The organism is Fibrivirga algicola, assembly GCF_011742925.1.
GTDB lineage: Bacteria > Bacteroidota > Bacteroidia > Cytophagales > Spirosomataceae > Fibrella > Fibrella algicola.
Genome location: NZ_WAEL01000013.1, coordinates 26,453 through 52,044 on the forward strand (window position 1 = coordinate 26,453; position 25,592 = coordinate 52,044).

The following is a 25,592-nucleotide window of genomic DNA, read 5'->3' on the forward strand; positions in this document are numbered from 1 at the left end:
AGGGGCCGGGGGTGAGGGTTACTTCACAACAATCACGTAATCAGTCGTGCGGACTTTGCCATCGGCTTGGAATTGTACCCAGCCCCGATACACGCCCGCTTTCTCGAAGGTGGTGTGCAGGTCGAATTTGCCGTCTTTCACTTCTGGGTGAACGTGCAGGTAGTTTTTGTCGTCGATACCTACCACGACCATATGCGCTTTGGCTCCTAAATAATTTTCGAGCGTCGCGGCATCCAGTTCCTTACCGCCTTTTTTCAGTACACCCTGAATATGAGCCAGCTTGCCGACCTCAAACGTGCCACCCTCCGGCACCAGATCGAGCGTATATCCATCTACCGTCGAACTGAGTTTAGGGGCTGAATACGTGACGGGCGTGTAGGGTGTGCCACCAACCGAGAGGTTTATCTTCTCCAACTGAGCGTTGCCACCGGTGGGCATATAATCGGCAAACAGGATATAGTCACCGCCCTTTGGAAAACGGGTTTCGTTTTTGCCCGGCCCTTCCGAGTAGGCTTTGCCCGCTGGTAACACCGAAATGTCGTAGCTGCCCGATGCCTGATAATCGGGGTGAATGTGTTCGAAATACGACAGGTCTTTCGAGACCACGATCAGGTGAATTTTCTTTTCATGGTGCAATTCAAGTGGGACGAGTTCGCTTTCGCTGCCCTTCACCCCCGGCGTAAACGAAAACAGGGCCGCTTTACCCGCTTCTACAGTAGCAGGGTTGGCTTTGAAATTCATCAGGTACGTCTTACCGTTACTCTTGCCCGCGTTGTCGTTGTGTTCGAGTTTCATGCCGCACTTGGGGCACATATCGCCTTCTTTACCCGTCACTTCGGGGTGCATCGGGCAGGCATAGGTATGTTCGCCACTGTGTTCATGAGCATCTGCGTCGGTCGTGCTAGCCGTGTTAACAGCGCGGTCCGTCGTCACGGTGGTTTCGGTGGTCGATTCGGATTTATCAGCCTTGTTGCAGGAACTCACAAACAGGCCGGTACTTAATGCCATCAGTATGATGACGTTGTTTTTTAGTTGGGTACGCATTGACTGGATTGGTTTTGATGAAAATCTTACTGGTTTAAATAAATCATTTTTGCCTGGTAGGTGCCACTGACAATCACCCGCTCGTCGGCTTCGACACCGCTCAGGATTTGGGTAAACTGCCCGTTGTCGGCCCCCGTTGTCACGTAGGCCAGGCTGACGACTTCGGGCGCGTCCTTGATGAAAACGACGGGCTTGCCGTTCATTTCGCTGATGGCTGCATTGGGAACCGACAGCCCCCGCGTTCCCTGCGCCGACTGTACCCGGATGGTGACGAACTCACCGATTTTGAAGCCCCCGCCCGCGTTGTCCATCTCGAATAGCAACCGCTGCGACTGGTTGGAGGCATTGATTGTCTGCGCCTGTGACAGCAGTCGGGCTACCCCCCTTTTGCCCGCATCGTTCACTCCCTCAACCCCGAAGGCTTTTGCCTGCCGAAGCACCGCCAAGTCTTTATCGAATACCTGGGCTTCGATATAAATTGTGCCCAGATTGGTGATGGTAAACAACGTTTCGCCCACGTTCACGGTGGCCCCAATAGCCGCCGTAAATGGCCCGACAATGCCCCCTACAGGGGCACGCAAGGCAATGGAACGGGCATTGCCCCGACCGCCTTGAGCAATACTATTGAAAACCTTCAGGTTGGCCTGCGCCCGGTTCAGGCGGGCTTCGGCTGCGGTGATGTCTCGCTTAGCGGCAATGTCTTCTATGGTTTTAAGCCGTTCATAGTCTTTACGGGCTACCTCCAGTTCGGATAGTAAATTGTTGCGCTCGGCCTGGAGGTTAATCTGAGTAGCTGCATCAATCGTTTGCTCCACAATAGCCAGCGTCTGCCCCTTGCTCACCGTTTGCCCCACCCGAACCAACAGCGACGTTAAGCGGCCTACCTGCGGAGACTGCACCACGGCCTGCCCCGTGGAGGACGGAATGACGGTACCGGCCACAGTAGTGGTTTGGGCCTGTTCCCCCGTTACCAGACGCTGAGTCAGGATGTTGAACAAAAACTGAGTCTCTTTCGGAACGGCAAACGTACCTGACGCGGCTCCACCCCCAGTAGCTCCTGCGCCATGGTCTTCGCCACCGTGGGCCGTGGCGGGTTGCCAGTTGGCCGTTGGCAACAGACAAAACAGCACCACCACCCCCGCTGCCATGCGCCGGTTGCGGGTTCGCATCAGCAAAAACATCAGGATCATGCCGAGAAGCAAACCGCCCCCACCCAATAGGTAAGGGTTTTCGTACCAATGGGTAGACGTGGTGGCGGGAGCCGATGCAGTAGCTACCGGCAGGTCTTTCCCCACCTCGATGCCCGGCAACAGCAGCAGGTCGGCACCCAGTCGGGATGCCGCACCACCGGCGTTTAGGCTCACAGTAAGGCTGTAGGTTCTTTTGGCGGGAAATGTCCCGCTTAGTTCGTAAATGCCTTTCCCGATTGGTTTTACGGCCAATGCCAGCTTATCGGCTTCGGGACTACTCAGTTTCAGCGTTGCTCCCTCCACGGGTCGGTTGGTGTCGAACTCGTTGATGTACAGGCGTAGTTTGCCCGTTTCGCCCGCTTCCAATGGCTCGTAGTGCAACACTAATTCGTATTTGTCCGAGATGGCCTGACTCGTAAAGTACGTCATGCCCTTGCCGGTAGGGGCGGTTGCTGCCCCGTGATCCTCACCCCCGTGGGCTGTCGCCGGTAGCGAACCGGCCAGCAGCCAGATCAGGGCCGTGAATAAGGTTAGCTTGCTCATAGATTTCCCGTTAAATAGTTGATCGTCAACAGCGATTGGTTATGACTCCGAAGCGCATCCAGGTAGCGCAAGCGAATGGCGTACGCATCGTTGATAGTTCGCAGAAAACTTACATAGTCATTTTGTCCGGCCCCAAACAGTCGCCGGGCAGTGTTGATGAGGTCGTCGGACTGCCGAAGTCCGGTCGTTTCGTAGTAGTCGAGGGAGGCCCTGAATTTCTCAAAATCGCCCTGCGCCTGTTGCAGATCCACCGACAGCGTTTGCACTTGCGCCGAGGTACGTTGCCGGGCCAGTTGCAACCCCGTTTGGGCGGCCACCGTGCGGCTTCGATACTGCCCAAACCAGACGGGCAGCGTCAGCCCGAATCGGAACCGAAGTTGGGTGGGCGTTTCCCGCGATGACTGATTGTAGTATCCGACCATGATACCGGGCAATGACCGGGCGCGTTCCAGCCCAATTTGCTGCTCACTGATGAGTTCCGTTTGGCGCAGAAAAGCCAGCGCCGGATTCTGCCCCACTGCTACCGAATCGACATTACCCAGCGCGAAGACGGCCTGGCTTCGCACCAGGCTGTCCACCCGAATAAGTTCGTTGCGACCCGCCAGCCGCCCTAACTGCCGGACAATGGTTTGCACATCGGCGGTGGCCTGCGCCAGTTGGTTCCTGACTTCTCCCGCCTGCGATTCGGCAAAGGCTTTGGCGAGGTAGTCGATTTGTCCGGCTACAAACTGCCGACCCGCCGTTACCCGAAGCTGATTGTAGACACTATCCTGCAACTGATACTGTTGCCGAAGGGCTTCGGCGTATTGCAGAGCCAGGTAGAGGTTACGTACCCGGAACCGGATGTCGTTTTGGGTAATTCGTTTTTCGGCCTGCGCCAGCCCGGTTTGCCCTTTTTGCAGGTTGTACTGCCGTTTATAAACCGTGGGCAACTGAAACGACTGGTTCACGCCAATGGTGTAGAATTCACCGCTTGGGCTGTCGGTAAACACATCCAGATTTGGGATAGAATAGGCCCCTTTCAGCAGTTGGTCCGACTGACGGATGCTCAGATCAACCGCTCGAATTGCCGGACTATTGGCCAGAACGAGATCAATAACATCCGCTTCGGAAAGCGTTTTCTGAGCGAGGGTATGGCCAATAGCCATCCAACTTAATAACAAACAGATCAGTCGTTTCATTGGGTAAATAGGCAAGCGAACCGCCATAGAAAAATCTCAGTTGCCCCTGGCTAACGGTAACGGTTAATGATTATGCTGAGCATGACCATCGGTCGTTTTGGCAACCATTAGATCAAATGAAGCGGATGCAGACTTCCCGCCAACGGCCACGGTAACCACTGCCTTGTGGAACGATTTGGCCTTATTCAACGTGGCCACGAACTGTTGGTTAGCCGATGGCTGTAGCTTAACCGTTGTTACATTCCCGTCTGCGGTTTGCAGCAGTGCCGTTGCAGTGGCTCCGGTGGTAGGCAGCGTTTTTTGACTGGCATCAAGCAAATAGACAGTGAGCATGTCGGCCTTCTGCAACAACTCCAGGTGGTAATCACCCGCTGACTTGACCGTTCCCCCATGTGTAGATGCGTGTTTGTGGTCGCCCCTGCCTTGCTGATGTTGGGCAAGCGTTGTCGTGAGCGCGACGAATAAGAAAATGATTGACAAGATGCTATTTTTCATAGGTTTACGTGTTTTGCAGTTAAATCCAATCGAGAGGATTGCGGTCAGCCGTATGTTGGTTTCTATAAGCGGCTGGGGTAAGGCCCGTTATTTGCTTAAACTGATTGGTCAGATACGCTACACTGCTATACCCCAGTTGTTTACTGATATCGCTTATGGGTATTTCGTTATAACTCAGCAGTTCCTTGGCCCGCTCGACCCGCTGAAGTATCCAGAACTTCTCAATCGTCAGATTCTCGGTTGTTGAAAACAGGTGACTCAGGTGCGCGTAGTCTAGCCCAACATTGTCTGATAAATAATCAGACAATGTTGTCCGCAATTCGGCGATACGGCCGCTCTGAATCAGCTCAATAATCAGCGTTTTAACCTGATTGACAACACGGGTCGTTTTATCGGTTAATAGGGAGAAGCCGTGCCGTTCAAGCATGGGGCTGATGCTGGTTAAGTCAGGCCGTATCTGAGCGTCGGGCTGGTCCTCAATCACGGCCTTGCCTAATTCGACCCGTGCCACCGAAAAGCCCAGCCGTTCCAGTTCGGTACGCACGACCCAGATACAGCGGTCGCACACCATGTTTTTAATAAAGAGTTCCTGTAGGGCCATCGGCTGTAAGTGTCCCCAAAGACCGCCTAATCGGAATCTTCGGGGTGGTTTAACCGCATCAGCGGGTCGGCTTAAATTTCTTCTTTTACTGATCCGCACTTCAGCATCTTGTCGCCGTAGTAGGGATTACGTACCTCCCGCTTGTCGCTCAACCATGAGGCACCTTTACCCTCAGCAGCCATCGGACAATACTGGACGTAAGTTTTGGCGGGTTTAGTCGCTTTTGCCAGGGCGATCATGCTGGTCGAGAGACCCTCGAAGGCTTCGCGCTGCACGTCCACGTCGGTCGATTTGCTGATGTCAGCCGCTTTGGTTTTTGCCGTTGCCATTGCCTTTTTATCGGTAGCCGACAGGTTGGCTGCATTCACTTGACCAAGGGCGGCTACTAACTCGGCCGCGCTGGTTTTGGCTTTGGCTGCATCGGTAGACACTAAGGCATCTTTCACGTTGTAATAGGCCGTAAGTGCCGGGGCGGTAGTCTGCGCCGACGCGATGAAGGAACTCAGCGACAGGGTTACAGCGGCAATTGTCAATCGGATGGTTTTCATAATTTAATGGAATTGATCTGTTTAAGCTTATTTTAAGCGTTGGTAATCAATGATTTGGTCGCCTATTTAGGCTTGCGCCGTAATTGGGGAGATGAAACGAAATACAGCGTAAAGCCGGATGCTACGGTCAACAGGCCCAGTACCGAAAAAGCCCGGAGCAACCCGTTATTAAAATCGTCGCGGCCTTCATAATCCATCGTGTGGAGCATCCAGAGTACGTCGAAAATGCGCCAGGGGTCGGTTCGCACACTTTGCACCGTACCCAGTTGAGCCGCTACATAAACCGTTGCATGAGCCGGTTGCCGGAATGTGATGGCATAAGCGGGAAGGGGTTTTTCGCGGTACTCATGGTGGCCATTGGTTGTTGTCAGGTACTCGATCCGTTCAACAGCCGATGAGCCAGCAAAGCGTTGTTGGGCTAACGCCGTCGCTTCGGCCTGCGTTAATTCGCCCCGTAGTTGCCCCGTCCTGGCATCGTACAACTGCGTGTGATTCATCGCGTGACCGTCCCCGTGCTGCATCCGGTAACTCAACTGGTATACCGGCTGGGTCAATACCTCGATGAGGTTGATGCTCAGTACGAAATCAACGCCCTGCTGCTGCAACGCCCGCAACGGAACCGAAGGCGAAACCAGCGACTGCGAGACCGAAAAACCGGCAACCGGTCGTTTAAGGTGATCGCCGTGGATGTCGTCGAGGTTCGACCAACTGAAATACAGGCCACCTACCGTCCAGAGCAGGAACTGAATGCCGATAAATAGCCCCAGATACCGGTGGGTCTTACGAATGCGAAGGTGCCAGGTACGGTTCATTAGGCCGGCGTTTTTGGGTTAGTTGGATCGGTGCGTTTGGGGATTCAATCCATTGGTGAAGCAATGCAGCGCACAGGCTGAGCCTTTGTAGCCATCATATACATTACCGATCTTGTTGCCCTTCGCATCGAAAATGTCGCACGTATTGTCCGGGTTGTCCTTAATTGTGAACATCAGGTCGCCATTCGCATTCATGTAGGTTTTGCCGTCTTTGCCCATCTTGCCCATTTTTTTGCCAGTCTTCGCATCCACAAGGTTGCCTTGTCCATCTACAAAGGCGATTTTGTGGCCTTTCGCATCCATAATCATCTGGTCTTTGGAAACTGTGCCAACAGCTTTGCCGGACCCGTCTTTGATTTGCCCGGTGGCGTTAATACTCATCGGTTGTTTGTAGTTGGCCGATTGAGCGAACAACAGCGAAGGCAGGGCCACTAGCAGGGCCAACATCATAAATACGGTTAGTTTGGTTTTCATGGTATTCTTTGTGTTTGAGTGATTAAACAGGCTTGACTGCATAGTGCAAAGCCATTATTCCGAGGAGCGTGTTGACCTAATTGGTCTGAGTAATCTGTCAAAAACCCACATCGTAGAGTCTATTATGCGTTTTCATAAAATCACTGCTTCTTTTCCCACTCAGCAATGAGCCGGTTGTTGAGCGTGACGTACTCCGTAAATTTTTCCTGACCAGCCACCTCTGCCGATTTACGGGCGGCTGCAATGGCCCCTTTATAGTCACCCGCGCGGGCTAAGAGCTTAGCTTTCAGATGCAGGTAGTTGAACGCCGGTTTCAGTTCGACCGCCTTCGTTACCCACGTCAGGGCCTGCTTTGTATCTTTCTCCTGATCGAAGTAGTACAGCGCGGCCTGATAGTACAGTCCGGGCTTATCTTCTTTTTTGACGGTAATGCGGTTCATAATCTCCGCTGTAATCCGTTCGTCGGCATTGCTGACGATGGGGAAATGGACCGACGTATTCGCCCAGGTCAGAAAGATGGTAGCCTGGTTACGGACCACATCCTGCACCTCAATGGTGAACGACTCATAAAACCGGGCCGACGAATCAGTTTTGACGGAGAACCGCATCACATCGTTTTTCTCGTCGTATCCATCCAGCCCGTGGCCACCAATGTGCTTGTTTAGAATGATGGTCCATTCACCTCGATTTGGAATGGTAAAGAGCGAATAACTACCGGCAGGGAGGGGTTTGCCACCAACCGTTAGCGGATCGGTAATCGTGAGTATCGTGGCATCGGACGCACCTGTGCGCCAGATTTTACCGTAAGGCACCAGCCCACCGAAGATAGTTCGACCTTTAACCGCCGGACGTGCGTAGGCTATGGTCAGGTCCGTAAAGCCAACTTTCTGTTTGACTGTCGCCGATGGTGAGGGTTCCGGTAAGCTCAGTTGAGCCAGAGCTGGTTGTGAAAAGAGTCCCGCCAGAAGCGCGAACGATGTAATTACTTTATGTAGTGAATTCATATATCGTGTTAGTATTTGAGTACAATGCCGTTCGGTTTCTTGCCGACGGTAATGTCTTTAGTTTTGGCCCGCATCGCCACGTCGATGACTGATACCGTAGCAGCCCCCTGATTGGTGACGTAAGCCGTTGTGCCGTCTTTGGAGAAGGCAATGGCATGAGCATCAAGGCCCGTCTGAACCTCACCCATCTTCATCCAGCCACTATTCATGCGTTCAAAAATGGCTACCTTGTTTCCCGTGCCGGCCTGACTGACCCACAGCTCATTGCGGGTAGGATGATAGGCCGCGTAGCCAGGCGTGAAACCCAGCTTAACGGTTTCCACAACGGATAAGGTCGCCACGTCGATCACGCTAATGCTTTGGCCTTTTTCGTTGTCCACGTACATCTTGCCATCGGCTCCCGGCCAGGCTCCTACCGGGTCATCACCCACTGGAATGGTTTTGGCAACCGACTTGTCGGCGATTTTGATGACCGTGACCGTATTGCTCATACCATTAGCTACGAAAGCATATTGCCCGTTTGCAGATATCGTTACTTCAGCGGGTTCCATGCCCACGGCGATGGTATTCTTTAATGCCATCGTAGCCGCATTATACACCAATACCTTGCCGGCATCATCCATTTGCGAGGTCCAGATTTCGGAACCATCGGGCGAAAACACGGCGTTGTGGTTCATTACCGGTGTTTGCTGATTGACCGTCGTTGCGCCCGTTTTAGGGTCTACCACCAGCACCCGGCCACTCATGCCCGACGTGCCACCGGTATGGCCTGCGCTGAGGTCCATACCCGGCACCCCAACGCCGAGTTTGCTGCCATCCGGTGAGAGGTAAATGTGGTGCGGCCACATGACCATATCACTCATCGTCATGCTGCCATGCCCGCCCGACGCTTCGCCGAAAGAGATGGTTTCCTTTACTTGCTGGCTTGACAGATCAATGACCGACAGGCTGTTTCCCTCGGCGTTGACTACGTAAGCAGCCGGATAGTTGATGTTTAGTTCAGCCTGCATGGACGACATATCATGCATGTTGCAGGCAGACAGGCCCAGCATGGGCAATAAGGCCGCCATAGACAGCGACCGCCCGGTGATCCGGTTATTCATGAAAAAAGATAGTTTAGTGGAAATAATTTCTGATGTGCGAACGAAAGCCCGGTCCTTTAGATTAGAACCTGCTCAGTTTAGACAAAAGCAAACCGCAAGGGATGCTTTGGCTGGTACAGCCACATCTGGGGGCGGATAACCGCGTTTAGCGGGACCGCACAGAAAACCCGCCGACCGGGACGTTTAAATCCGTCCGCCAGCAAGTAGCTACAGGAATTGTTGGCTCAAATAAGCCAGGTACAGAGGGAGGTAAGCCGAAACCGGCCCGTTCGATGAAGCGGGGTGTCAGCAAAAGAGGGAACGAGTTCCGCTGAAGGGGGAGGCAGCAGAGCCGCCAGCAAAAGCCGGAACTGGGTACTAGGCAGAAAAGCCGCTGGCTGAGGAGCCGGTAACGGATGATAATCGGCCACAAAACTGCTCACGTCAAGGTGTTCGTAAGTGAGCGTTGTCTTGCAGCAGGCTGCTCTTTTGACGATTGGCTCGCCTGAAACCGGAGCCGATACTTCGTCAGATTGGCAATGTTTGGGGCAATTTCTCTGGGCCTCCAGCAAGGTCTTCGAGTGGCCGCGTAGTTGACACCAGTGTTCTACCATACCAAACCCCATACTACTCACTAGAACCAGAACGGCCAGCCAGCAGCAAATGAGTCGGGTATGAAGGGGTGTTCGCATTGGATACACGTTTACGGGAACAAAGGTAAACGCTTTGAAACAGGAATGATTTACAGGATTCGGGAGGGTAATTACAAAATTTATGGAAGTTGCCCAAATTAATAGCCAATGGGGAAAGTCTATTTAACCTATCTACTGATTATCAGTTGAAATAAAGGTAAACCAAACTAAAAACGACTATGGCAACTTCTTTGTCCCCCCAGCAGTACCAGGATTGTATCGACGCTTGTCAGGATTGCGCCGTGAGCTGCGATGCCTGCGCCGAAGCCTGTCTCGGCGAACAGGACGTAAAGATGATGGTGGATTGTATCCGGCTCGACCGTGACTGCGCCAAAATCTGTTACACGGCTATTTCATTCATGGCCAGCGGTAGTCCCCACGCGGCTGATGTATGCCAGCTTTGCGCCCATATCTGCGAAGCCTGCGCGGCTGAGTGCGAAAAACACGCCGATCATGCCGATCATTGTCGACAGTGCGCCGAAGCCTGCCGTCGGTGCGCCGAGGCTTGCCGCCAGATGGCACAAGGGGCGCATAGCATGGCAGCCTAACTATCGATTTGCTGAATAACCCGCTTACTTTGTTCAAAAGCGGGTTATTCGGTTTCCTTTTTGACTACCTGTTGCATAAGTCTTTAGCGTACCTTTGTTGCTGTGAAGTGGTTGACCCTCCTGTTGTCTGTCTATCTCCTGGGCCTGTCCCTCTGGCCCTGTGCAGATGAACGGCTGCTCCCTACCGGGCAGTCGGGGATAGCTATGGTTTTGTCGGCCACAACCACGGAGTCGGATGCCGGTCATCACCACGAGCATGATGCCTGTTCGCCTTTTTGTACTTGTGCCTGCTGCGCGGCCACGATTACCGTTTTCACCCACTTCAGCTACTCGCTCCTCCCTTCGGTCGAAGTCATCCCGATGGATGTAGTCTCGTTTCATTACGTGTCGGCTCCCTTGTCCGATACGCTTACGGCCATCTGGCAACCCCCCAAACTCCGGGTCTGAACACCCTTTCCGTTCACGGCTGATTACTCCGCAATACCTGGCTCGATAGAGCTGGTTGTGGGATTAGCGCGTGTATGGCATCCTCCTATTATCCATTTGTTCAGATTCGTTTATGCTGGATTCCATTATTCGTTTTTCCATTCGGAATAAACTCATTATTGGCCTGTTTACGCTGGCCTTGGTCGTGTGGGGCGGTTACTCGCTCTCTCGGCTACCCATCGATGCCCTGCCCGACATCACTAACAACCAGGTGCAGGTCATCACCCGAAGCCCCGCGCTGGCGGCTCAGGAAATTGAACGGCTCGTTACCTTTCCCATCGAGCAAACGATGGCCACCATTCCCAATATTGTCGAGATTCGCTCACTGTCGCGCTTCGGACTCTCAGTGGTCACTATCGTTTTTACCGATAAAACCGATGTCTACTGGGCGCGGCAGCAAATCAGCGAACGCCTGACTGAAGCCCGCAGCCAGATTCCTGCTGGTACGGGCGAACCCACCATCGGCCCCGTTTCGACGGGCCTCGGCGAGATTTACCAGTACGTAATCTACGCCAAACCCGGCTTTGAGAACCGCTATTCGCCCACCGAACTACGCTCTATTCAGGATTGGGTGGTGCGTCGGCAACTGCTGGGTACGCCCGGCGTGGCCGATGTGAGCAGCTTTGGGGGCTTGCTGAAGCAGTACGAAATCGCCATCGATCCCGACCGGCTGCGCTCCTATGGTTTGAGTATCGGCGATTTGTTTACCGCCCTCTCGCGCAACAACCAGAACACGGGCGGAGCGTATATTGACAAAAAACCCAACGCCTATTTCATCCGCACCGAGGGGCTGGTGACTAACTTAGACGACATTGGGCGGATTGTGGTTCGGCGCACTACGGGTCGAACCCCGGTGCTGATTCGCGACGTGGCCACGGTGCAATTTGGTTCGGCCGTGCGCTACGGTGCCCTGACCCGCAATGGCGAAGGCGAAGCCGTGGGTGCCCTGGTACTGATGCTCAAAGGCGAAAACGCCAACACGGTGATCGGGCAGGTCAAAACACGCATGGAACAGATCCGCCGGACGCTGCCCGAAGGCGTGGACGTTCACGCGTTTCTCGACCGCTCCGAACTGGTGGGCCGGGCCATCGGCACCGTCACCAAAAACCTAATCGAAGGCGCGTTGATCGTGATTTTCGTCTTGATCCTGTTTCTGGGAAACCTGCGGGCGGGGCTGATTGTGGCCTCGGTGATTCCGCTGGCCATGCTCTTTGCGGTCAGTATGATGTACCTCTTCGGCGTGTCGGGCAACCTGATGAGTTTAGGGGCCATCGACTTCGGCCTGATCGTGGACGGAGCAGTGATTATCGTGGAAGCGTCGCTGCATCATCTGGGACTCATCAAGTTGTCCCGGCTCACGCAGGAGCAAATGGACGAGGAAGTTTATACATCGGCCTCGCGGATTCGGGACTCAGCGGCTTTTGGGGAGATCATTATCCTGATCGTTTACCTGCCGATTCTGGCCTTAGTCGGGATTGAAGGCAAGATGTTCGGGCCGATGGCGCAGGTGGTGGCCTTTGCCATTGCGGGGGCGTTTATTCTCTCCTTAACCTACGTACCCATGATGTCGGCCCTGTTTCTGAGCAAAAATCTCTCGCATAAACCAAACTTCTCCGACCGGATGATGGCCTTCTTCCAGCGGGGCTACGAACCTGCCCTGCGCGGAGCCATGCGGATGAAAACCCTGGTGCTGGCCCTGTCGGTCGCGTTGCTGGTCGGGGCTGTCTGGCTTTTTACGACGCTGGGTGGCGAATTTATTCCCAACCTTAACGAAGGTGATTTCGCCGTGGAAGTCCGGGTGCGCACGGGCAGTTCACTGAGTCAAACCATCGACAAGGTGTTGCAGGCCAGTGCATTGCTGAAGAAACAGTTTCCCGAAGTGCGCGAAGTGATCGGTAAAACCGGCGCGGGTGAAATTCCGACCGATCCCATGCCCATCGAAGCAACTGACCTGATGGTGATCCTCAAACCCCAGGACCAGTGGACCTCGGCAACCAGCAAAGACGAATTAGCGACGAAAATGGCCGAAGCCCTCGAAGTGATTCCGGGCGTGGAGTTCGGCTTTCAGCAGCCCATTCAGATGCGCTTCAACGAGCTGATTTCGGGAGCCAAACAGGACGTAGCCGTCAAAATTTTTGGCGAAGACCTGGCCGAACTAACCCGGCTGGCCGGGCAAATCAACGGCTTGGTCAGCAAGGTATCGGGGGCGACGGATGTCTATGTGGAGCAGGTATCGGGTTTGCCCCAGGTTGTGGTGCAGATAGACCGAGAAGCCCTGGCCCGCTATGGCCTGAGCGTGGACGAGGTGAACCAGACTGTTTCGGCAGCTTTTGCCGGGCAGAGTGCGGGCTTAGTTTACGAAGGCGAACGACGCTACGACCTCACCGTGCGGCTGGCCCAAAGCGGGCGGAGCAGCATTGAGGATGTACGCGCCCTGACCATTCCCGTACCCGACGGCCCGGCGGTGCCGCTGTCGCAACTGGCCAGTGTGGACCTCAGGCCAGGCCCCAACCAGATTCAGCGCGAAGATGCCAAACGGCGGCTGTCCGTTGCCTTCAACGTGCGGGGCCGCGACGTGGAAAGCGTGGTGCTGGAGTTGCAACAGAAAATTAATAGCCAGATCAAATTCCCGCCCGGCTATTACGTCACCTACGGCGGGCAGTTCGAGAATCTGATCGAAGCCCGCGACCGGCTCTCCATTGCGGTGCCCGTGTCCTTAGCCCTGATCTTCGGGCTGCTGTTTCTCACGTTTGGTTCGGCCCGGCAGTCGCTGCTGATTTTCTCAGCCATTCCGCTGGCGGCCATTGGGGGTATTTTGGCCTTGTGGCTGCGCGATATGCCGTTTAGTATTTCGGCGGGCGTGGGGTTCATTGCCCTCTTCGGGGTGGCCGTACTGAACGGGATTGTGCTCATCGGCGAATTCAACCGGCTGCGGCTGGCGGGAGAAACCGACTTGGTGAAGGTCATTTATGCCGGAACAGCCGTGCGGCTGCGGCCCGTGCTGATGACCGCGACGGTGGCTTCGCTCGGTTTTCTGCCGATGGCGTTGTCGAGTTCAGCCGGGGCCGAGGTGCAAAAGCCGCTGGCAACGGTTGTAATCGGCGGGCTACTTACGGCCACGCTGTTGACGCTGTTTGTGTTGCCGGTGCTATACGTGTTGATCGAACGGCGGTTCGGTAAAAAATTCGGTCAACCGAAAGCAATATCCGAACCGGTAGCGGTTTCAATAGCTAACTGGCTGGTGATCGGGTTGATTGGTCTGGGTACGTTCGGGTCGCTAACCGCGAATGCTCAGGTTACGGCTCAACCCGGCGTGGGCCAAATCGGAACCGGGAGCGGTCTTTCGCTCGCTCAGGCGTTGCAACAGGCAGGCAGCAATAACCCCCAACTGCGGGTATCGCAACTCAATGTGGGCTACCAGCAAAGTTTGCGGGCAACGGCGGGCGACGTGGGCAAAACCGATATTTCCACCACTTTCGGCCAGTACAACAGCCGTTATGTCGACCAGTCGTTTACCATCGGGCAGCGGTTGCCCAATCCGGCCCTGGTGCGGGGGCTGCGTTCATTAGCCGATGCCCGCACGGCCGGGGCCGAAGCCGAAGGCCGATTAACCCGCGCCGACCTGGCCCGGCAGGTGAAAGCCACGTATTACCAACTTTGGTACGTGCAGTCACAGGCTGTTTTTCTTCGTAGCCAAGATAGTTTATTTGCGGCCATTGCGCGGGGGGCCGAGGTACGTCGGCGCACGGGCGAGGGGACGTTATTGGAACAGACAGCCGCCGAGGTGCAACGCCGACAGGCCCAAACCGCTCTGAGCCAAAACGCCTTAGACGCGCAGATTCTGGCCCGGCAGTTGCAGACCCTGCTGGCCAGTTTTGCCCCGCCAACCGTTCCCGATGTGCCGTTGACCGAGCGTACCCTGCCCATCGTTGACTCGTCAATGCTGGCGCAAAACCCCGAACTGGCCCTGTTGGGTGGTCAGATCGAGGTGGCCCGGCGCGAAACTGACGTGGAAGCGGCCCGGCTCAAACCCGACTTCACGGTGGGTCTCACCAACCAGTCACTCCAGGGGTTTCAGACGCTGCCCGACGGAGGAGGTGATCGGTTCTACGGGTTCGGCAACCGCTTCACCTACGGGCAGGTGGGCGTGTCGATCCCGCTGTTTGCTAAGCCGCTTAAAGCCCGCGTTGCTGCGGCCCGAATTGGTCAGCAACGCGCTGAGGCCCAGCGCACGGCCCGCGAGCGTAGCCTGAAAGGTGAAGTAGCCACTACGATTCAGAGTTATCAGAAAGACCGGCAGGCCCTGACCTACTACCGCGAATCGGCTCTGCCCCAGGCCGCGCTGATTCGGGAGCAGGTTACAAAGTCGTACCGGGCGGGCGAAATCGGGTACGTCGAATTACTGCAAAACCTCCGAACCGTCAGCGAGATTCAGACCGGCTATTTAGCGGCTCTCAATGACTTAAATCAAACCTTAATCAATCTCGACTTCTTGTTGGGACGCATCGACTAATGAAACGAATTCATCTGATTATCAGCCATATTTTCCTGCTTTCGCTGCTTACCGTGACCGCCTGCAAGAAACAATCTGCCGAAGGGGGCAACGCCGACACAACCGTCGTAGGAGCCAGCGGCCACGAAGCCGAACCCAAGACCGGGCAACCCGTCGAGGGCGCCGAAGAAGAAGAAGCGGGCTTAATTGAACTGACCGAAGCCCAGTACCAGACCGTCGGGGTAAAATTAGGCCGGTTGGAACAGCGGCAAATGAGCCAGTTGATCCGCGTGAACGGGTCGCTGACGGTGCCGCCCGGCCAACAGGTGTCGGTTTCGTCGCCCTACGGCGGCATTCTCAAATCGGCCAATCTACTGGCGGGTACGCCGGTGCGGCAGGGTCAAACGCTGGCCGTGCTCGAAAACCCGGAGTTTATCCGCATTCAGCAGGAGTACTTGGAAACCCAGAGCCAACTGACGTATCAGCAGCAGGAATACGAGCGGCAACGTGAGTTGAGCCGCGAAAACGTGGGTGCGCTTAAAACGCTGCAACAGGCAACGTCGCAATTAGGTATGTTGCGGGCGCGGATAGGTGGCTTACGCCAGCAGTTGGCTATCCTGGGCGTGAACGCGGCAAAGCTGACTCCCGAAACCATCACCCGCACTATGAGTGTCCGCGCCCCCATCGGCGGTACGCTGACGCAGGTTAACGTGAACCGGGGCAGTTATGTAGCGGCCAACGATGTACTTTTTGAACTCACAAACGCGGCTGGTTTGCTGGCCGAACTGACGGTGTTCGAGGGTGATCTGGCCCGGATGCAGGTCGGGCAGCGGGTGCGTTTATCCGTCGTTGGCGTAGCGGGCGAACGAACCGGGCGTATCAAACTCATCAACCGCGAAGTTAATGCCGACCGGACAGTGAAGGTCTATGCAAGTTTAGACAATCCGGCTTCGGGTGCGCTCCGTCCGGGTACGTTTGTCAAGGCGGTTGTCGAAACCGGCGCGGCTACCGAACCCGCCCTGCCCGAACCAGCGGTGGTGCAGTCGGGCAATAGCAGCCAGATTTTTGTGTATGCCGGGAAAGAGGACCACGAAGGGTTGGTTCACTACCGATTCCGGCCCGTGCCGGTGCGGGCGGGTGCTGCTCAGAACGGCTACAGGTCCGTCACCCTGCCCACCGGCGTAGCGGCCGATGCCCAGGTCGTGCTGGCGGGTGCGTATGATATACTGTCGGCCAGTGCCGGGGGCGATGAAGGGGGCGGACATGGACACTAACCGCATGGAACGAACTGACTCTGTATTGCTCACGCCTTCGGGTAATAAGGTTCACCTGCACACCCGCGATGACATTCGCAGTGTGCGGGTGGATCGCCTGGTATCGGAAAACGAGTTAACGTTTGCCCACTACCCGGCCCTGTCGCTATCCATTGCGGATGAAGCGGATTTGGTGCTGTGGAGTGAAGAAATGTATGCGTACGCGCTACCAGAGAAACCCGACGAAGCCCGGATTGGCCGCACGTTTGCGGTTTGGGAAAGCCTGACTATCGGCATCGAGACCCACGGGGAATCGTTTGATTTTTCGATTCGGGTGTATTACACGCTAAACCCGGACTGAAATGAAACCTGTAGTAAGTACTTGTCTGGCGGCATCGATGCTTTATCTGACTATTGGCTGCGCTTCATTTCCGCAGTACCGGCCCATTGAACGCACGCCGAGTGCCGGAACACCGGCAGATTCAACAGGTGTCACTGTCTTTTTACTGGAGCGCGATCTGCCCTCTGCGATGGAGCGGATCGGAACGATTACTATTCATACGTTCGGATCGATTTACTCGGTCCACCAGCAAGTAGAGGATGAACTACAAAAAACAGGACGTCTGAAAGGGGCAAACGGGGCTATTCGCATTCAACATGGTACTTACGACCATGATAAAGATGGATTGGTTACGTACTTATTGTTTCGCTATACAAAATAAAGGTTTTCTATGACTCCGCTCTTTCAACAGATTATCACCTACGCCCTGTTGCCAACCCTCGCCCTGACGGGCGGGGGGCTGCTGGCCCTGTTTATCCGGTTTGGGGTGCAGGTACGTTCGGCGATTCTGCATTTTGCCGCCGGCGTGGTCTTTTCCGTCGTGGCGGTTGAAATTCTGCCCGACATCGTTCGGTTGCATGAGCCCTGGCAGACTGCTTTAGGGTTTGGCCTGGGAATCGGGCTGATGCTCCTTATCCGCCAGTGGGCTGAAACGGCCGCCCCTGATTCCACAGGTGGAGAAGCAGCCAAATCAGCACCGGCGGGCCGGTTGCCGGTTGCTTTTCTGCTGGTTATCGGTATCGACATTGTCATCGACGGGCTGTTACTGGGCGTCGGCTTTGCGGCCGGGGCCAAAGAAGGCGTTCTGCTGGCCTTTGCGCTGGGTGTCGAGGTGCTGTCGCTGGGGCTGGCCACGGCAACTTACCTGACCGAAGGCAGCGTACCCCGCACCCGCATTATCAGCATTATGCTGGGTTTGTCCGCGTTGTTTTTCGTCAGCGCGGTGGGGGGAGCCACCCTGCTGCAGAACCTGTCCGAAACGGCGTTGGACCTGGTGCTATCGTTCGGGCTGGCGGCTCTGCTGTTCTTGGTGACTGAGGAGTTGCTGGTCGAAGCCCACGAAGGAAAGGAGAAGCCCTGGCTGACGGCCACCTTTTTTGCGGGTTTTTTATTGTTTCTGATCCTGGGAATAGTGGCCTGACAACCCCCATTCTAAGTAACCCGACTACTTATGTACAAGATTATCAGCAATCAACCCGGTCGGCTGGCCCTGCTGGTGGGGGACTTCATCACGGCGGATGACTACTACGATTTGCGTCCCCTGCTGGATACCGCCCTGCACAGTGCCCCCTCAGCCCGTCTGTACTGGGAAATGGAATACTTCCGGGGCTGGAAACCGGAGGAGCTATGGCGGGATTTACAGTTCGACCTGACGGTAACGGCGGATTTTGACCGCATTGCCCTGGTCGGTACGGCGGATACCCTAACCCTGATCACGCCCGTCATGCAAACCATTTTTCGGGCCAAACTGCGGGCCTTTCCCTTAGACCAGAAGATAGCCGCCTGGGACTGGTTTACCGAAAACGAACGCGGTACATGAAAAAAGAAAACACGTATCAGCCGAGGCTATCGGCTTTGTCCCGGTCTTTGATCGCCCTGGGCGTTGGAACGCTGGTTGGGCTGGTAACAGTTGGCTGGTTCGGCTGGCAGACCCGTATCCTGCTGGCCTGGCTGGGATACACACTAACCGTGCTGGTGTTCATTTGGCTGATTATCGGCCGGGCGGATGCCTGCCGGGTGGCTCAACGGGAAGACGAAAGCCGTCCGGTCATCTTTCTGTTTACCGTCGGCGGAGCGTTGGTGAGTCTGCTGGCCGTTGTGGTGTTGCTGGGATCGGTGAAAGGGCTGTCGGCCCCGGAAGCCACGCGCCACGTGCTGCTGTCGGGCCTGACGGTCGTTAGTTCGTGGGTGTTGATGCACAGCACGTTCACGCTGCACTATGCCCACCTGTACTACTACGATGCTAATGATACCCGGCAGGTGGGGGGGCTGGACTTTCCGGGGAAAGAACCGCCCGACTACCTCGATTTTGCGTACTATTCCTTTGTGGTGGGCATGACCTTTCAGGTATCCGATGTGGCCGTTACTGCCAAACCGATTCGCCGACTGACGCTGCTGCATGGTGTCTTGTCTTTTGCGTTTAATACGCTCATCATCGCCCTGACGATTAACACCGTTTCCAGTCTGTTATAAACGACAAACAAACCCGCGCCTTCCTATGCAAACTCTACAATCGCTTATTGAGCGTGAGTTAACCGAGGCTCAAACTGTTCTCAGCACGTTCATGAACAACCCGGCCAATCTGGCGGCCATCGAAGGGGCCGCCCGTCTCATGGCGGACGCGCTTAGAGGAGGCCATATGGTTATGAGCTGCGGCAACGGCGGCTCGCTTTGCGATGCTATGCACTTCGCCGAGGAGCTATCGGGCCGTTTTCGTCATGATCGCCAGAGCTTGGCCGGTCTGGCCATTGCGGATGTAAGCCATCTGTCCTGCGTGGGCAATGATTACGGCTATGAGTTTGTGTTTTCCCGCTTCATCGAAGGATTGGGTCGGGCGGGCGATGTCCTGCTGGGTATCAGCACGAGCGGCAATTCAGCCAACGTAGTCTGGGCCGTAGAAGCCGCCCGTCAGCAAGGTATGTCGGTTGTGCTTCTAACGGGTAACGACGGCGGAAGGCTGGCGGGCCGGGCCGACGTTGAGATCCGGGTTCACCATGTGGGTTTTGCCGACCGGATTCAGGAAGTACACGGCAAAATCATTCACGTACTGATCCTGCTGATCGAGCAACTGGTCAAACTGCCCTTTAAACCCTAATCAGTTGAACGGCATCGTTCGCCCCTTTAAATCAATGACTACGCTACCCCAACAACCGGCGTCCGCAGCCGGCCGCTTCAATAAAAATCTGCGCATTGTCTTTGGCCTGACGTTCACGTATTTTTTAGTCGAGGTCGTCGTCGGCTACTGGACCAACAGTCTGGCCCTGCTTTCAGACGCGGCCCACATGCTCACCGATGTCATTGGCCTGGCGCTGGCCCTGTTTGCTAACTGGATGAGTCGCCGGCCGATTACGGCCCGGCGCAGTTACGGCTTCTACCGGCTGGAGATCCTGTCGGCCTTTGTCAACGCCCTGATCCTGATCGGGATTTCCCTGTATATTCTCTACGAAGCCTACGGCCGGTTTCGCAATCCGCCTGCCGTGGACAGCCGCAACATGACGCTGGTAGCCCTGGTGGGCTTGGCCGTCAATATTCTCGGTATTTACCTGCTTCGGCGGGGAGCCAAAGACAGCCTGAACGTCAAGGGCGCCTACTTTGAAGTGGTCAGTGATCTGCTCAGTTCAGTGGGGGTCATTATTGCGGGACTCGTGATGACCTACACGGGCTGGTACTACGCCGACCCGCTGTTCAGCGCGATCATCGGCCTGTTTATCCTGCCGCGCACGCTGTCGCTGATGATGGAATCGGTCAATATTCTGCTCCAGGCGACGCCCGACGACCTGGACGTATCCGATGTGGAGCAGACCATTAATTCGGTGCCGGGACTTAGCAACGCACACGATCTGCACATCTGGACGCTCACCTCGGGTATTGTGGTCATGAGTGGTCACGTAGTAGCCGATGCCTCGCTGACGAGTGGGGAACTGACGGGCCGCATCGGGGATGTGGCCGGTCGGCTGACGACCCAATACAACATTCAGCACATTGCTCTTCAACCCGAGCGGGCGGGCCAATGCACCAACACACTAACCAACTTGTAAACCACTGCGAAGATAATACCCTACAATCGCGATGATGCATCCTTATTCCATTTTGCTGGTTATGCTGGTAGTAGCCGCAGGCGGTTGCACGCCAGCCGATTCAACTGGCCCAGCCACCATTACTTTTGCTTCGGTTCCGCTGCGGGTACCCGTTGAGCCGGGACTTATTGACGAAGCGTCGGGTTTAGCTGATAGCCGAACCATGGACGGGCACCTCTGGGTCGAAGAAGATAGCGGCAACCCAGCTCAGCTGAATTTACTGACAGCGGAAGGCAAATTGGCGGGGCGGCTTTCTCTGCCCGGCGTTGCCAATCGGGATTGGGAGGACATAGCCGTTGGCCTTGGCCCACAGGCGGGGCTTTCTTACCTGTATCTGGCCGATATTGGTGATAATGGTAAGCAAAACGACCAGAATTACATCTACCGGTTGGTAGAGCCGAAAACACTGAGTGATCCGATTACAGCCATTGACCGGATTGCATTCCGCTACGCCGATGGGCCGCGTGATGCCGAAGCAATCCTGCTCGATCCGCTCACCCGCGATCTGTGGATCGTAACCAAAGAGTCGCCCGCAGGCCGGCTTTATCATCTGCCCTTTCCGCAGAGTACGTCCACCGTCTCGACGGCCACATTTAAAGGTGAAGTGCCGCTGAGTCTTGTCACGTCGGGAAGCATTTCCCCCGATGGTCAGCAGATACTGCTCAAGACGTACGTCAGTGTGTCCAGATGGCCACGCGCCAAGGATGAAACCATCAATGGTGCGCTGCTGAAAGACAACCCTGCCCCGGTTCCCTACCAGATCGAGCCGCAGGGCGAAGCCATCGCGTTCGATAAAGCGGGCAATGGATTCTATACCCTGAGCGAGCGGGCCAGTGCCTCGTCGGTTACACTCAATTATTATAAACGTCAATAATCCGTCAAGCGTAAGACTATGCTATTGAACCGATCAATTCCCTTACCGTTTTTGCTGGGTAATATCCGCTACGAAGCCTTGTCGGTCTTTGTGTTTGCCAACCTGATATTCACCCTGCGGCACTTTGTTGGTTTAGAGATTTTGGCTATTCCCCTGGCCATTCCGGCTCTGATGGGTACGTGCATCTCGTTGCTGCTGGCCTTCCGCACCAACCAGGCTTACGAACGCTGGTGGGAAGCCCGCGTCATCTGGGGTACCATTGTCAACGATAGTCGGACGCTGATTCGTCAGCTACGCACGTTCCTGCCCGATAAGGCTGCGCCGGCGGAGACGATTCGGATTTTTGCCCGGCGTCAAATTGGCTGGTGTTACGTGCTGGGGCAAACGTTGCGGGGGCAACCTACCGAAGACCTGGTGAAAACGTATCTCCCCCTTGCCGAACAGGCTCCGGTGGTGGAAGCCCCGCACCGCCCACTGGCCATCCTGCAAGCCCAGGCGGATCACCTGCGGCAGGTGTTATCGGATGGCTACCTGACCGACTATCAGGTAGTTCAGGTGGATAGTACGCTGACCCGGCTTACCGACGCGATGGGGCGGTGTGAGCGCATTAAAAACACTGTTTTCCCGAAAACCTATACGTTCTATCTCCAGGTGTTTATCATCCTGTTCACGGCCATATTACCGTTCGGCTTCGTCGAGAATTTGTTTTTTGTCGAAGTGCCCGTAGTCACGCTGATTGCCTCGGCGTTCTTCCTGATCGAAAAAAGTGCCATTCAATTACAGGACCCGTTTGAGAATATGCCTACCGATACGCCGGTCACGGCCATTGCAAACGGGATCGAACTGAGTTTAACCCAATTATCGGGCGCGGCTGTGGCCGAACAGCCAATGGCCGCGCCCGCGTACTTTATTCTTTGACGCAATTATGTTTCAGACCTTTCTTATCGTGCAGCTCTTGGTTGTGGTTGCGTTCACGCTGGGCCTGCTGGGGTGGTGTTTGTACCGGCTGGCTGTCTTGTTCGGCATCGTCAGGAAACCGGCGAAACGGACCAGGCGTCCGGCAAATGGCACTGTACCCGGTCAGGCAGGCAGGCCCGTCGTGACGAAAGGGCAGAAGAAAGCCGTTACCCCTATTTCCCGGCAAATGCTTTACACCGCGAAACGGGAACGCGACTGAACAACCATTGCGCTCATCGAATGTTGTAGAAGTAGAACTATGGAAGCACTCATTATGGGTAGCCTGACGCTGAGCCTGCTACACGCCCTGATTCCCAGCCATTGGCTCCCGTTTGTGACCATCGGCCAAACGGAGCGGTGGAGCCTTCGGCAAACGCTGACCGTAACGGCCATCGCGGGACTGGCCCACACCGTCAGCACGACGCTGCTGGGGATACTGGTGGGTCTGGCGGGCTGGCAACTGGCCGAAAACTACCATAGCCTGTCCGAGCGGGCGATTCCGTTGCTGTTGCTGGCCCTGGGCCTCTGGTACTTAATGCAGCATATACGTCACCGGCATGTACATGACCACATCGACGCGGGAGCCGTTCGGAAAAACCGTTCGTTTTCGGCCCTGCTGCTGTCGTTAGGAGTAGCCATGTTTTTGTCGCCCTGTCTGGAAATCGAAGCGTATTTCCTGAGCGCGGGCGCGAAGGGCTGGGGAGCCGTGATGCAGGTAGCCCTGATCTACAATGTGGTCACGCTGTCGGGGATGCTGGGGATGGTGACACTGGGAAGGCGGGGCCTGAGTAGGGTCAATCCGCACTGGTTCGAGCATAACGAAAACCTGATTACCGGCCTGACGCTCGTTGGGCTGGCCGTACTTAATTTTTTCATCGAATTCTAATAAGACAATGGCAGACGACCATAACCACGAAGACGGTCACGATCACGGTGACGATGTTGACCTCATCGAAGAAGGCACCACACCCGCAGCCGATGCTGCTCCGGCTAAAAAAGGCCCTGAGCAAACCTGGCGTACCTACGCCCCGGCCATCATTAGTCTGGTGCTGCTTTTGGGCGGTATCGCGCTGGATAATTATGCGAAAGGGTGGTTCAAAGACCCGATTCGGCTTATCTGGTACGTAGCGGCCTACGGGCCCGTTGGCTGGCCAGTGCTCAAACGGGCCTGGAGCAGCATCCTTCGTGGCGACGTGTTCACCGAATTTTTCCTGATGGGTGTGGCAACGCTCGGTGCGTTTGGTATCCGCGAATACCCCGAAGGCGTGGCCGTTATGCTGTTTTACACCATCGGTGAATTGTTTCAGGATGCCGCCGTACTACGGGCGCGTCGCAGTATCAAAGCCCTGCTCGATGTGCGTCCCGACGAAGTGACGGTACTCAAGAACGGACAGGCGCAAGCCGTAAAAGCCGCGACGGTGGCTGTTGGCGATGTGATTCAGATTAAACCCGGCGAAAAAGTAGGGCTGGATGGCACCATGCGTTCTTCTTCAGGTACGTTCGACACGGCCGCTTTGACGGGGGAAAGCGTACCCCGCACCATTGGGAAAGGGGAGGCTGTGCTGGCCGGCATGATTAACCGGCAGTCGCTGGTGGAGATGGATGTGACCACGCCCTATCAGGATTCCAAGCTGTCGCGGATTCTTAAACTCGTGCAACAGGCCACCGGCCGCAAGGCTCAGACCCAGGAGTTCATTGCCCGCTTCGCCAAAATCTACACGCCCATTATCTGTTTGCTGGCCGTGCTGATTACGGTCGTGCCGTATTTCTTTGTTGGGGATTACCAATTTGCTGACTGGTTGTATCGGGGTTTGGTGTTTCTGGTCATTGGTTGTCCGTGTGCGCTGGTGATCTCCATTCCGCTGGGTTATTTCGGCGGCATTGGGGCCGGGTCGAAACAGGGGATTCTGTTCAAAGGATCGGTGTTTCTGGATTTGATGACGCAGGTCAAAACTGTTGTCATGGACAAGACAGGTACGTTGACCAAAGGCGTGTTCAAGGTGCAGGAAGTCAAACCCGTTGGTATCGACGCAACCGAATTAGCCCGGTTAACAGCCGCGCTGGAAAGCAAATCGACTCATCCGGTCGCTACAGCCATCATTGAACATGCCGGAAAAGGGTACGAGTCGGTAATAGTCGAAAATGTGGAAGAAATTGCCGGACATGGTTTGAAGGGGACCGTCGAAGGGAAGGAAATGCTGGCCGGTAATGCCAAGCTGCTCCATAAATTCAACGTTCCGTTCGATGAGGAGCTAACGAAAATTCCGTTCACTATCGTTATGACCGCCATCGACGGAAAGTTTGCGGGTTATTTCACCATCGCCGACGAAGTGAAACCCGATGCTGCCGACGCAGTAAAACGCCTGAAGGCCGATGGTATCCGTACCGTCATGCTGTCGGGTGACAAAGGGGCTGTTGTGGAAGCGGTCGCCAAACAGGTGGGCGTGGACGAGTGGCATGGCGACCTGCTGCCCGAAGACAAAGTTCGGGAGGTCGAGCGGCTCAAAGCCGAGTTGGTGGGCAACCCTAAAGCAAAGCTGGCTTTTGTGGGCGATGGGGTGAACGATGCGCCGGTCGTGGCATTGGCCGACGTAGGCATGGCGATGGGCGGCTTAGGGTCGGATGCTACTATCGAGACCGCCGACGTCATTATTCAAAATGACGAACCATCCAAAATTGCTACCGCCATCGACATTGGCCGCGCTACCCGCCGAATTGTATGGCAGAATATTACCCTGTCAATGGTGGTGAAAGCGATTGTCCTGATCCTGGGCGCGGGTGGGCTGGCCACGATGTGGGAAGCGGTCTTTGCCGACGTGGGTGTAGCGATGCTGGCCATTCTGAACGCCGTGCGGGTACAAAACCTCAAGTTCAAGTGATGCATAACGAATAAGACCCGTGGTCAATTGATTACGGGTCTTATTTACGGGAGACGGCGGGGATGCACTGCGATCAGGCTACTTGGTCTGAGTGCTCTTTGTCGCGGCCTTCGGCATGATGCTCGGCGGCCGCATGAGCGTGTTCGTCGGCCAGACTGTGATGGCTGTACTGTAGGCTACATAAATTGATGCTAACGTCAAATGTTCGTCGACCGTCGCGCGTAAACAGGCGTTTATTATGACACTTATAGATTTTCCATCGTAATATTGCAATGAATAAATTTTCTGTTACCTTTACTG

Annotated in this window: 27 protein-coding genes; 16 read left to right on the plus strand and 11 right to left on the minus strand. The window is 55.4% G+C overall.

Features of this window, described 5'->3' with window-relative positions:
• Positions 1–18: 18 nt before the first annotated feature.
• The 11 genes from F7231_RS25575 to F7231_RS25625 form a co-directional block, all read right to left on the minus strand.
• Positions 19–1,044 carry a DUF8832 domain-containing protein gene (locus tag F7231_RS25575; RefSeq protein WP_166694083.1) on the minus strand — a complete coding sequence of 342 codons (1,026 nt, stop codon included), beginning with the start codon at positions 1,042–1,044 and terminating at the stop codon, positions 19–21.
• Positions 1,045–1,070: 26 nt separating this feature from the next.
• Positions 1,071–2,777, minus strand: coding sequence for an efflux RND transporter periplasmic adaptor subunit (locus F7231_RS25580; RefSeq protein WP_166694084.1), 1,707 nt, complete (start codon positions 2,775–2,777; stop codon positions 1,071–1,073).
• Entirely contained in the window at positions 2,774–3,958 is a 1,185-nt protein-coding gene (locus tag F7231_RS25585; RefSeq protein ID WP_166694085.1) for a TolC family protein, read from the minus strand. The genes F7231_RS25580 and F7231_RS25585 overlap by 4 nt, the downstream gene beginning before the upstream one ends.
• Before the next feature lie 63 nt (positions 3,959–4,021).
• Complete coding sequence (locus F7231_RS25590; protein WP_166694086.1) at positions 4,022–4,453, minus strand: hypothetical protein; 432 nt, start codon at positions 4,451–4,453, stop codon at positions 4,022–4,024.
• Positions 4,454–4,472: 19 nt separating this feature from the next.
• Positions 4,473–5,054 (minus strand): helix-turn-helix domain-containing protein, encoded by a 582-nt coding sequence (locus F7231_RS25595; protein WP_166694087.1) that lies wholly within the window; start codon positions 5,052–5,054, stop codon positions 4,473–4,475.
• Positions 5,055–5,125: 71 nt separating this feature from the next.
• Positions 5,126–5,602 carry a DUF3347 domain-containing protein gene (locus tag F7231_RS25600; protein ID WP_166694088.1) on the minus strand — a complete coding sequence of 159 codons (477 nt, stop codon included), beginning with the start codon at positions 5,600–5,602 and terminating at the stop codon, positions 5,126–5,128.
• A gap of 62 nt (positions 5,603–5,664) precedes the next feature.
• Positions 5,665–6,414 carry a hypothetical protein gene (locus F7231_RS25605; protein ID WP_166694089.1) on the minus strand — a complete coding sequence of 250 codons (750 nt, stop codon included), beginning with the start codon at positions 6,412–6,414 and terminating at the stop codon, positions 5,665–5,667.
• 18 nt (positions 6,415–6,432) lie between these two features.
• Positions 6,433–6,888 (minus strand): 5-fold beta-flower protein, encoded by a 456-nt coding sequence (locus F7231_RS25610; RefSeq protein WP_166694090.1) that lies wholly within the window; start codon positions 6,886–6,888, stop codon positions 6,433–6,435.
• Between the two features lie 140 nt (positions 6,889–7,028).
• Complete coding sequence (locus F7231_RS25615; protein WP_166694091.1) at positions 7,029–7,892, minus strand: DUF2911 domain-containing protein; 864 nt, start codon at positions 7,890–7,892, stop codon at positions 7,029–7,031.
• An 8-nt stretch (positions 7,893–7,900) separates the two neighbouring features.
• Positions 7,901–8,995: a YncE family protein gene (locus F7231_RS25620; RefSeq protein ID WP_166694092.1), complete on the minus strand. Its 1,095-nt coding sequence runs from the start codon at positions 8,993–8,995 to the stop codon at positions 7,901–7,903.
• 224 nt (positions 8,996–9,219) lie between these two features.
• Positions 9,220–9,666, minus strand: a complete 447-nt coding sequence (locus F7231_RS25625) for an HYC_CC_PP family protein (RefSeq protein ID WP_166694093.1) — start codon at positions 9,664–9,666, stop codon at positions 9,220–9,222.
• A gap of 179 nt (positions 9,667–9,845) precedes the next feature.
• Between F7231_RS25625 and F7231_RS25630 the strand changes: the two genes are divergently transcribed.
• The 16 genes from F7231_RS25630 to F7231_RS25705 all read left to right on the plus strand — a co-directional run bounded on the left by F7231_RS25630 (position 9,846) and on the right by F7231_RS25705 (position 25,292).
• Positions 9,846–10,214 carry a four-helix bundle copper-binding protein gene (locus tag F7231_RS25630; RefSeq protein ID WP_166694094.1) on the plus strand — a complete coding sequence of 123 codons (369 nt, stop codon included), beginning with the start codon at positions 9,846–9,848 and terminating at the stop codon, positions 10,212–10,214.
• Between the two features lie 102 nt (positions 10,215–10,316).
• Positions 10,317–10,661 (plus strand): DUF6660 family protein, encoded by a 345-nt coding sequence (locus F7231_RS25635; RefSeq protein WP_166694095.1) that lies wholly within the window; start codon positions 10,317–10,319, stop codon positions 10,659–10,661.
• A gap of 112 nt (positions 10,662–10,773) precedes the next feature.
• Positions 10,774–15,213: a CusA/CzcA family heavy metal efflux RND transporter gene (locus tag F7231_RS25640; RefSeq protein WP_166694096.1), complete on the plus strand. Its 4,440-nt coding sequence runs from the start codon at positions 10,774–10,776 to the stop codon at positions 15,211–15,213.
• Positions 15,213–16,466, plus strand: a complete 1,254-nt coding sequence (locus F7231_RS25645) for an efflux RND transporter periplasmic adaptor subunit (protein WP_166694097.1) — start codon at positions 15,213–15,215, stop codon at positions 16,464–16,466. Before F7231_RS25640 ends, F7231_RS25645 begins: the two co-directional genes overlap by 1 nt.
• Positions 16,467–16,470: 4 nt before the next feature.
• On the plus strand, positions 16,471–16,806 hold the full coding sequence (locus tag F7231_RS25650; protein ID WP_166694098.1) for a hypothetical protein: 336 nt from the start codon (positions 16,471–16,473) through the stop codon (positions 16,804–16,806).
• Position 16,807: 1 nt separating this feature from the next.
• Positions 16,808–17,167, plus strand: coding sequence for a hypothetical protein (locus F7231_RS25655; protein ID WP_166694099.1), 360 nt, complete (start codon positions 16,808–16,810; stop codon positions 17,165–17,167).
• Between the two features lie 9 nt (positions 17,168–17,176).
• A complete protein-coding gene (locus F7231_RS25660) occupies positions 17,177–17,926 on the plus strand; it encodes a ZIP family metal transporter (protein WP_166694100.1) in 750 nt (249 codons plus the stop codon).
• Positions 17,927–17,956: 30 nt separating this feature from the next.
• Positions 17,957–18,325, plus strand: coding sequence for a SpoIIAA family protein (locus F7231_RS25665; RefSeq protein WP_166694101.1), 369 nt, complete (start codon positions 17,957–17,959; stop codon positions 18,323–18,325).
• On the plus strand, positions 18,322–18,978 hold the full coding sequence (locus F7231_RS25670) for a DUF1345 domain-containing protein (protein WP_166694102.1): 657 nt from the start codon (positions 18,322–18,324) through the stop codon (positions 18,976–18,978). Before F7231_RS25665 ends, F7231_RS25670 begins: the two co-directional genes overlap by 4 nt.
• A gap of 25 nt (positions 18,979–19,003) precedes the next feature.
• Positions 19,004–19,600: a D-sedoheptulose 7-phosphate isomerase gene (gene lpcA, locus F7231_RS25675; protein ID WP_166694103.1), complete on the plus strand. Its 597-nt coding sequence runs from the start codon at positions 19,004–19,006 to the stop codon at positions 19,598–19,600.
• Between the two features lie 34 nt (positions 19,601–19,634).
• The gene (locus tag F7231_RS25680) at positions 19,635–20,543 is read left to right on the plus strand and encodes a cation diffusion facilitator family transporter (RefSeq protein WP_166694104.1); all 909 of its coding nucleotides are present in this window, start codon (positions 19,635–19,637) and stop codon (positions 20,541–20,543) included.
• Positions 20,544–20,574: 31 nt separating this feature from the next.
• Positions 20,575–21,456 carry an SdiA-regulated/phytase-like domain-containing protein gene (locus F7231_RS25685; protein ID WP_166694105.1) on the plus strand — a complete coding sequence of 294 codons (882 nt, stop codon included), beginning with the start codon at positions 20,575–20,577 and terminating at the stop codon, positions 21,454–21,456.
• Positions 21,457–21,474: 18 nt separating this feature from the next.
• Positions 21,475–22,374, plus strand: coding sequence for a bestrophin family protein (locus F7231_RS25690; RefSeq protein ID WP_166694106.1), 900 nt, complete (start codon positions 21,475–21,477; stop codon positions 22,372–22,374).
• Positions 22,375–22,381: 7 nt separating this feature from the next.
• Complete coding sequence (locus F7231_RS25695) at positions 22,382–22,633, plus strand: hypothetical protein (protein ID WP_166694107.1); 252 nt, start codon at positions 22,382–22,384, stop codon at positions 22,631–22,633.
• Positions 22,634–22,672: 39 nt separating this feature from the next.
• Complete coding sequence (locus tag F7231_RS25700) at positions 22,673–23,299, plus strand: hypothetical protein (protein WP_166694108.1); 627 nt, start codon at positions 22,673–22,675, stop codon at positions 23,297–23,299.
• A 7-nt stretch (positions 23,300–23,306) separates the two neighbouring features.
• Entirely contained in the window at positions 23,307–25,292 is a 1,986-nt protein-coding gene (locus F7231_RS25705) for a heavy metal translocating P-type ATPase (RefSeq protein ID WP_166694109.1), read from the plus strand.
• Positions 25,293–25,592: the final 300 nt, after the last annotated feature.

What these genes read in the sequence shown, in the direction of transcription:
- F7231_RS25575 (WP_166694083.1), bottom strand. Translation starts at nt 1,044, where the DNA reads ATGCGTACCCAACTAAAAAACAACGTCATCATACTGATGGCATTAAGT.
- F7231_RS25580 (WP_166694084.1), bottom strand. Translation starts at nt 2,777, where the DNA reads ATGAGCAAGCTAACCTTATTCACGGCCCTGATCTGGCTGCTGGCCGGT.
- F7231_RS25585 (WP_166694085.1), bottom strand. Translation starts at nt 3,958, where the DNA reads ATGAAACGACTGATCTGTTTGTTATTAAGTTGGATGGCTATTGGCCAT.
- F7231_RS25590 (WP_166694086.1), bottom strand. Translation starts at nt 4,453, where the DNA reads ATGAAAAATAGCATCTTGTCAATCATTTTCTTATTCGTCGCGCTCACG.
- F7231_RS25595 (WP_166694087.1), bottom strand. Translation starts at nt 5,054, where the DNA reads ATGGCCCTACAGGAACTCTTTATTAAAAACATGGTGTGCGACCGCTGT.
- F7231_RS25600 (WP_166694088.1), bottom strand. Translation starts at nt 5,602, where the DNA reads ATGAAAACCATCCGATTGACAATTGCCGCTGTAACCCTGTCGCTGAGT.
- F7231_RS25605 (WP_166694089.1), bottom strand. Translation starts at nt 6,414, where the DNA reads ATGAACCGTACCTGGCACCTTCGCATTCGTAAGACCCACCGGTATCTG.
- F7231_RS25610 (WP_166694090.1), bottom strand. Translation starts at nt 6,888, where the DNA reads ATGAAAACCAAACTAACCGTATTTATGATGTTGGCCCTGCTAGTGGCC.
- F7231_RS25615 (WP_166694091.1), bottom strand. Translation starts at nt 7,892, where the DNA reads ATGAATTCACTACATAAAGTAATTACATCGTTCGCGCTTCTGGCGGGA.
- F7231_RS25620 (WP_166694092.1), bottom strand. Translation starts at nt 8,995, where the DNA reads ATGAATAACCGGATCACCGGGCGGTCGCTGTCTATGGCGGCCTTATTG.
- F7231_RS25625 (WP_166694093.1), bottom strand. Translation starts at nt 9,666, where the DNA reads ATGCGAACACCCCTTCATACCCGACTCATTTGCTGCTGGCTGGCCGTT.
- F7231_RS25630 (WP_166694094.1), top strand. Translation starts at nt 9,846, where the DNA reads ATGGCAACTTCTTTGTCCCCCCAGCAGTACCAGGATTGTATCGACGCT.
- F7231_RS25640 (WP_166694096.1), top strand. Translation starts at nt 10,774, where the DNA reads ATGCTGGATTCCATTATTCGTTTTTCCATTCGGAATAAACTCATTATT.
- F7231_RS25645 (WP_166694097.1), top strand. Translation starts at nt 15,213, where the DNA reads ATGAAACGAATTCATCTGATTATCAGCCATATTTTCCTGCTTTCGCTG.
- F7231_RS25650 (WP_166694098.1), top strand. Translation starts at nt 16,471, where the DNA reads ATGGAACGAACTGACTCTGTATTGCTCACGCCTTCGGGTAATAAGGTT.
- F7231_RS25655 (WP_166694099.1), top strand. Translation starts at nt 16,808, where the DNA reads ATGAAACCTGTAGTAAGTACTTGTCTGGCGGCATCGATGCTTTATCTG.
- F7231_RS25660 (WP_166694100.1), top strand. Translation starts at nt 17,177, where the DNA reads ATGACTCCGCTCTTTCAACAGATTATCACCTACGCCCTGTTGCCAACC.
- F7231_RS25665 (WP_166694101.1), top strand. Translation starts at nt 17,957, where the DNA reads ATGTACAAGATTATCAGCAATCAACCCGGTCGGCTGGCCCTGCTGGTG.
- F7231_RS25670 (WP_166694102.1), top strand. Translation starts at nt 18,322, where the DNA reads ATGAAAAAAGAAAACACGTATCAGCCGAGGCTATCGGCTTTGTCCCGG.
- lpcA (WP_166694103.1), top strand. Translation starts at nt 19,004, where the DNA reads ATGCAAACTCTACAATCGCTTATTGAGCGTGAGTTAACCGAGGCTCAA.
- F7231_RS25680 (WP_166694104.1), top strand. Translation starts at nt 19,635, where the DNA reads ATGACTACGCTACCCCAACAACCGGCGTCCGCAGCCGGCCGCTTCAAT.
- F7231_RS25685 (WP_166694105.1), top strand. Translation starts at nt 20,575, where the DNA reads ATGATGCATCCTTATTCCATTTTGCTGGTTATGCTGGTAGTAGCCGCA.
- F7231_RS25690 (WP_166694106.1), top strand. Translation starts at nt 21,475, where the DNA reads ATGCTATTGAACCGATCAATTCCCTTACCGTTTTTGCTGGGTAATATC.
- F7231_RS25695 (WP_166694107.1), top strand. Translation starts at nt 22,382, where the DNA reads ATGTTTCAGACCTTTCTTATCGTGCAGCTCTTGGTTGTGGTTGCGTTC.
- F7231_RS25700 (WP_166694108.1), top strand. Translation starts at nt 22,673, where the DNA reads ATGGAAGCACTCATTATGGGTAGCCTGACGCTGAGCCTGCTACACGCC.
- F7231_RS25705 (WP_166694109.1), top strand. Translation starts at nt 23,307, where the DNA reads ATGGCAGACGACCATAACCACGAAGACGGTCACGATCACGGTGACGAT.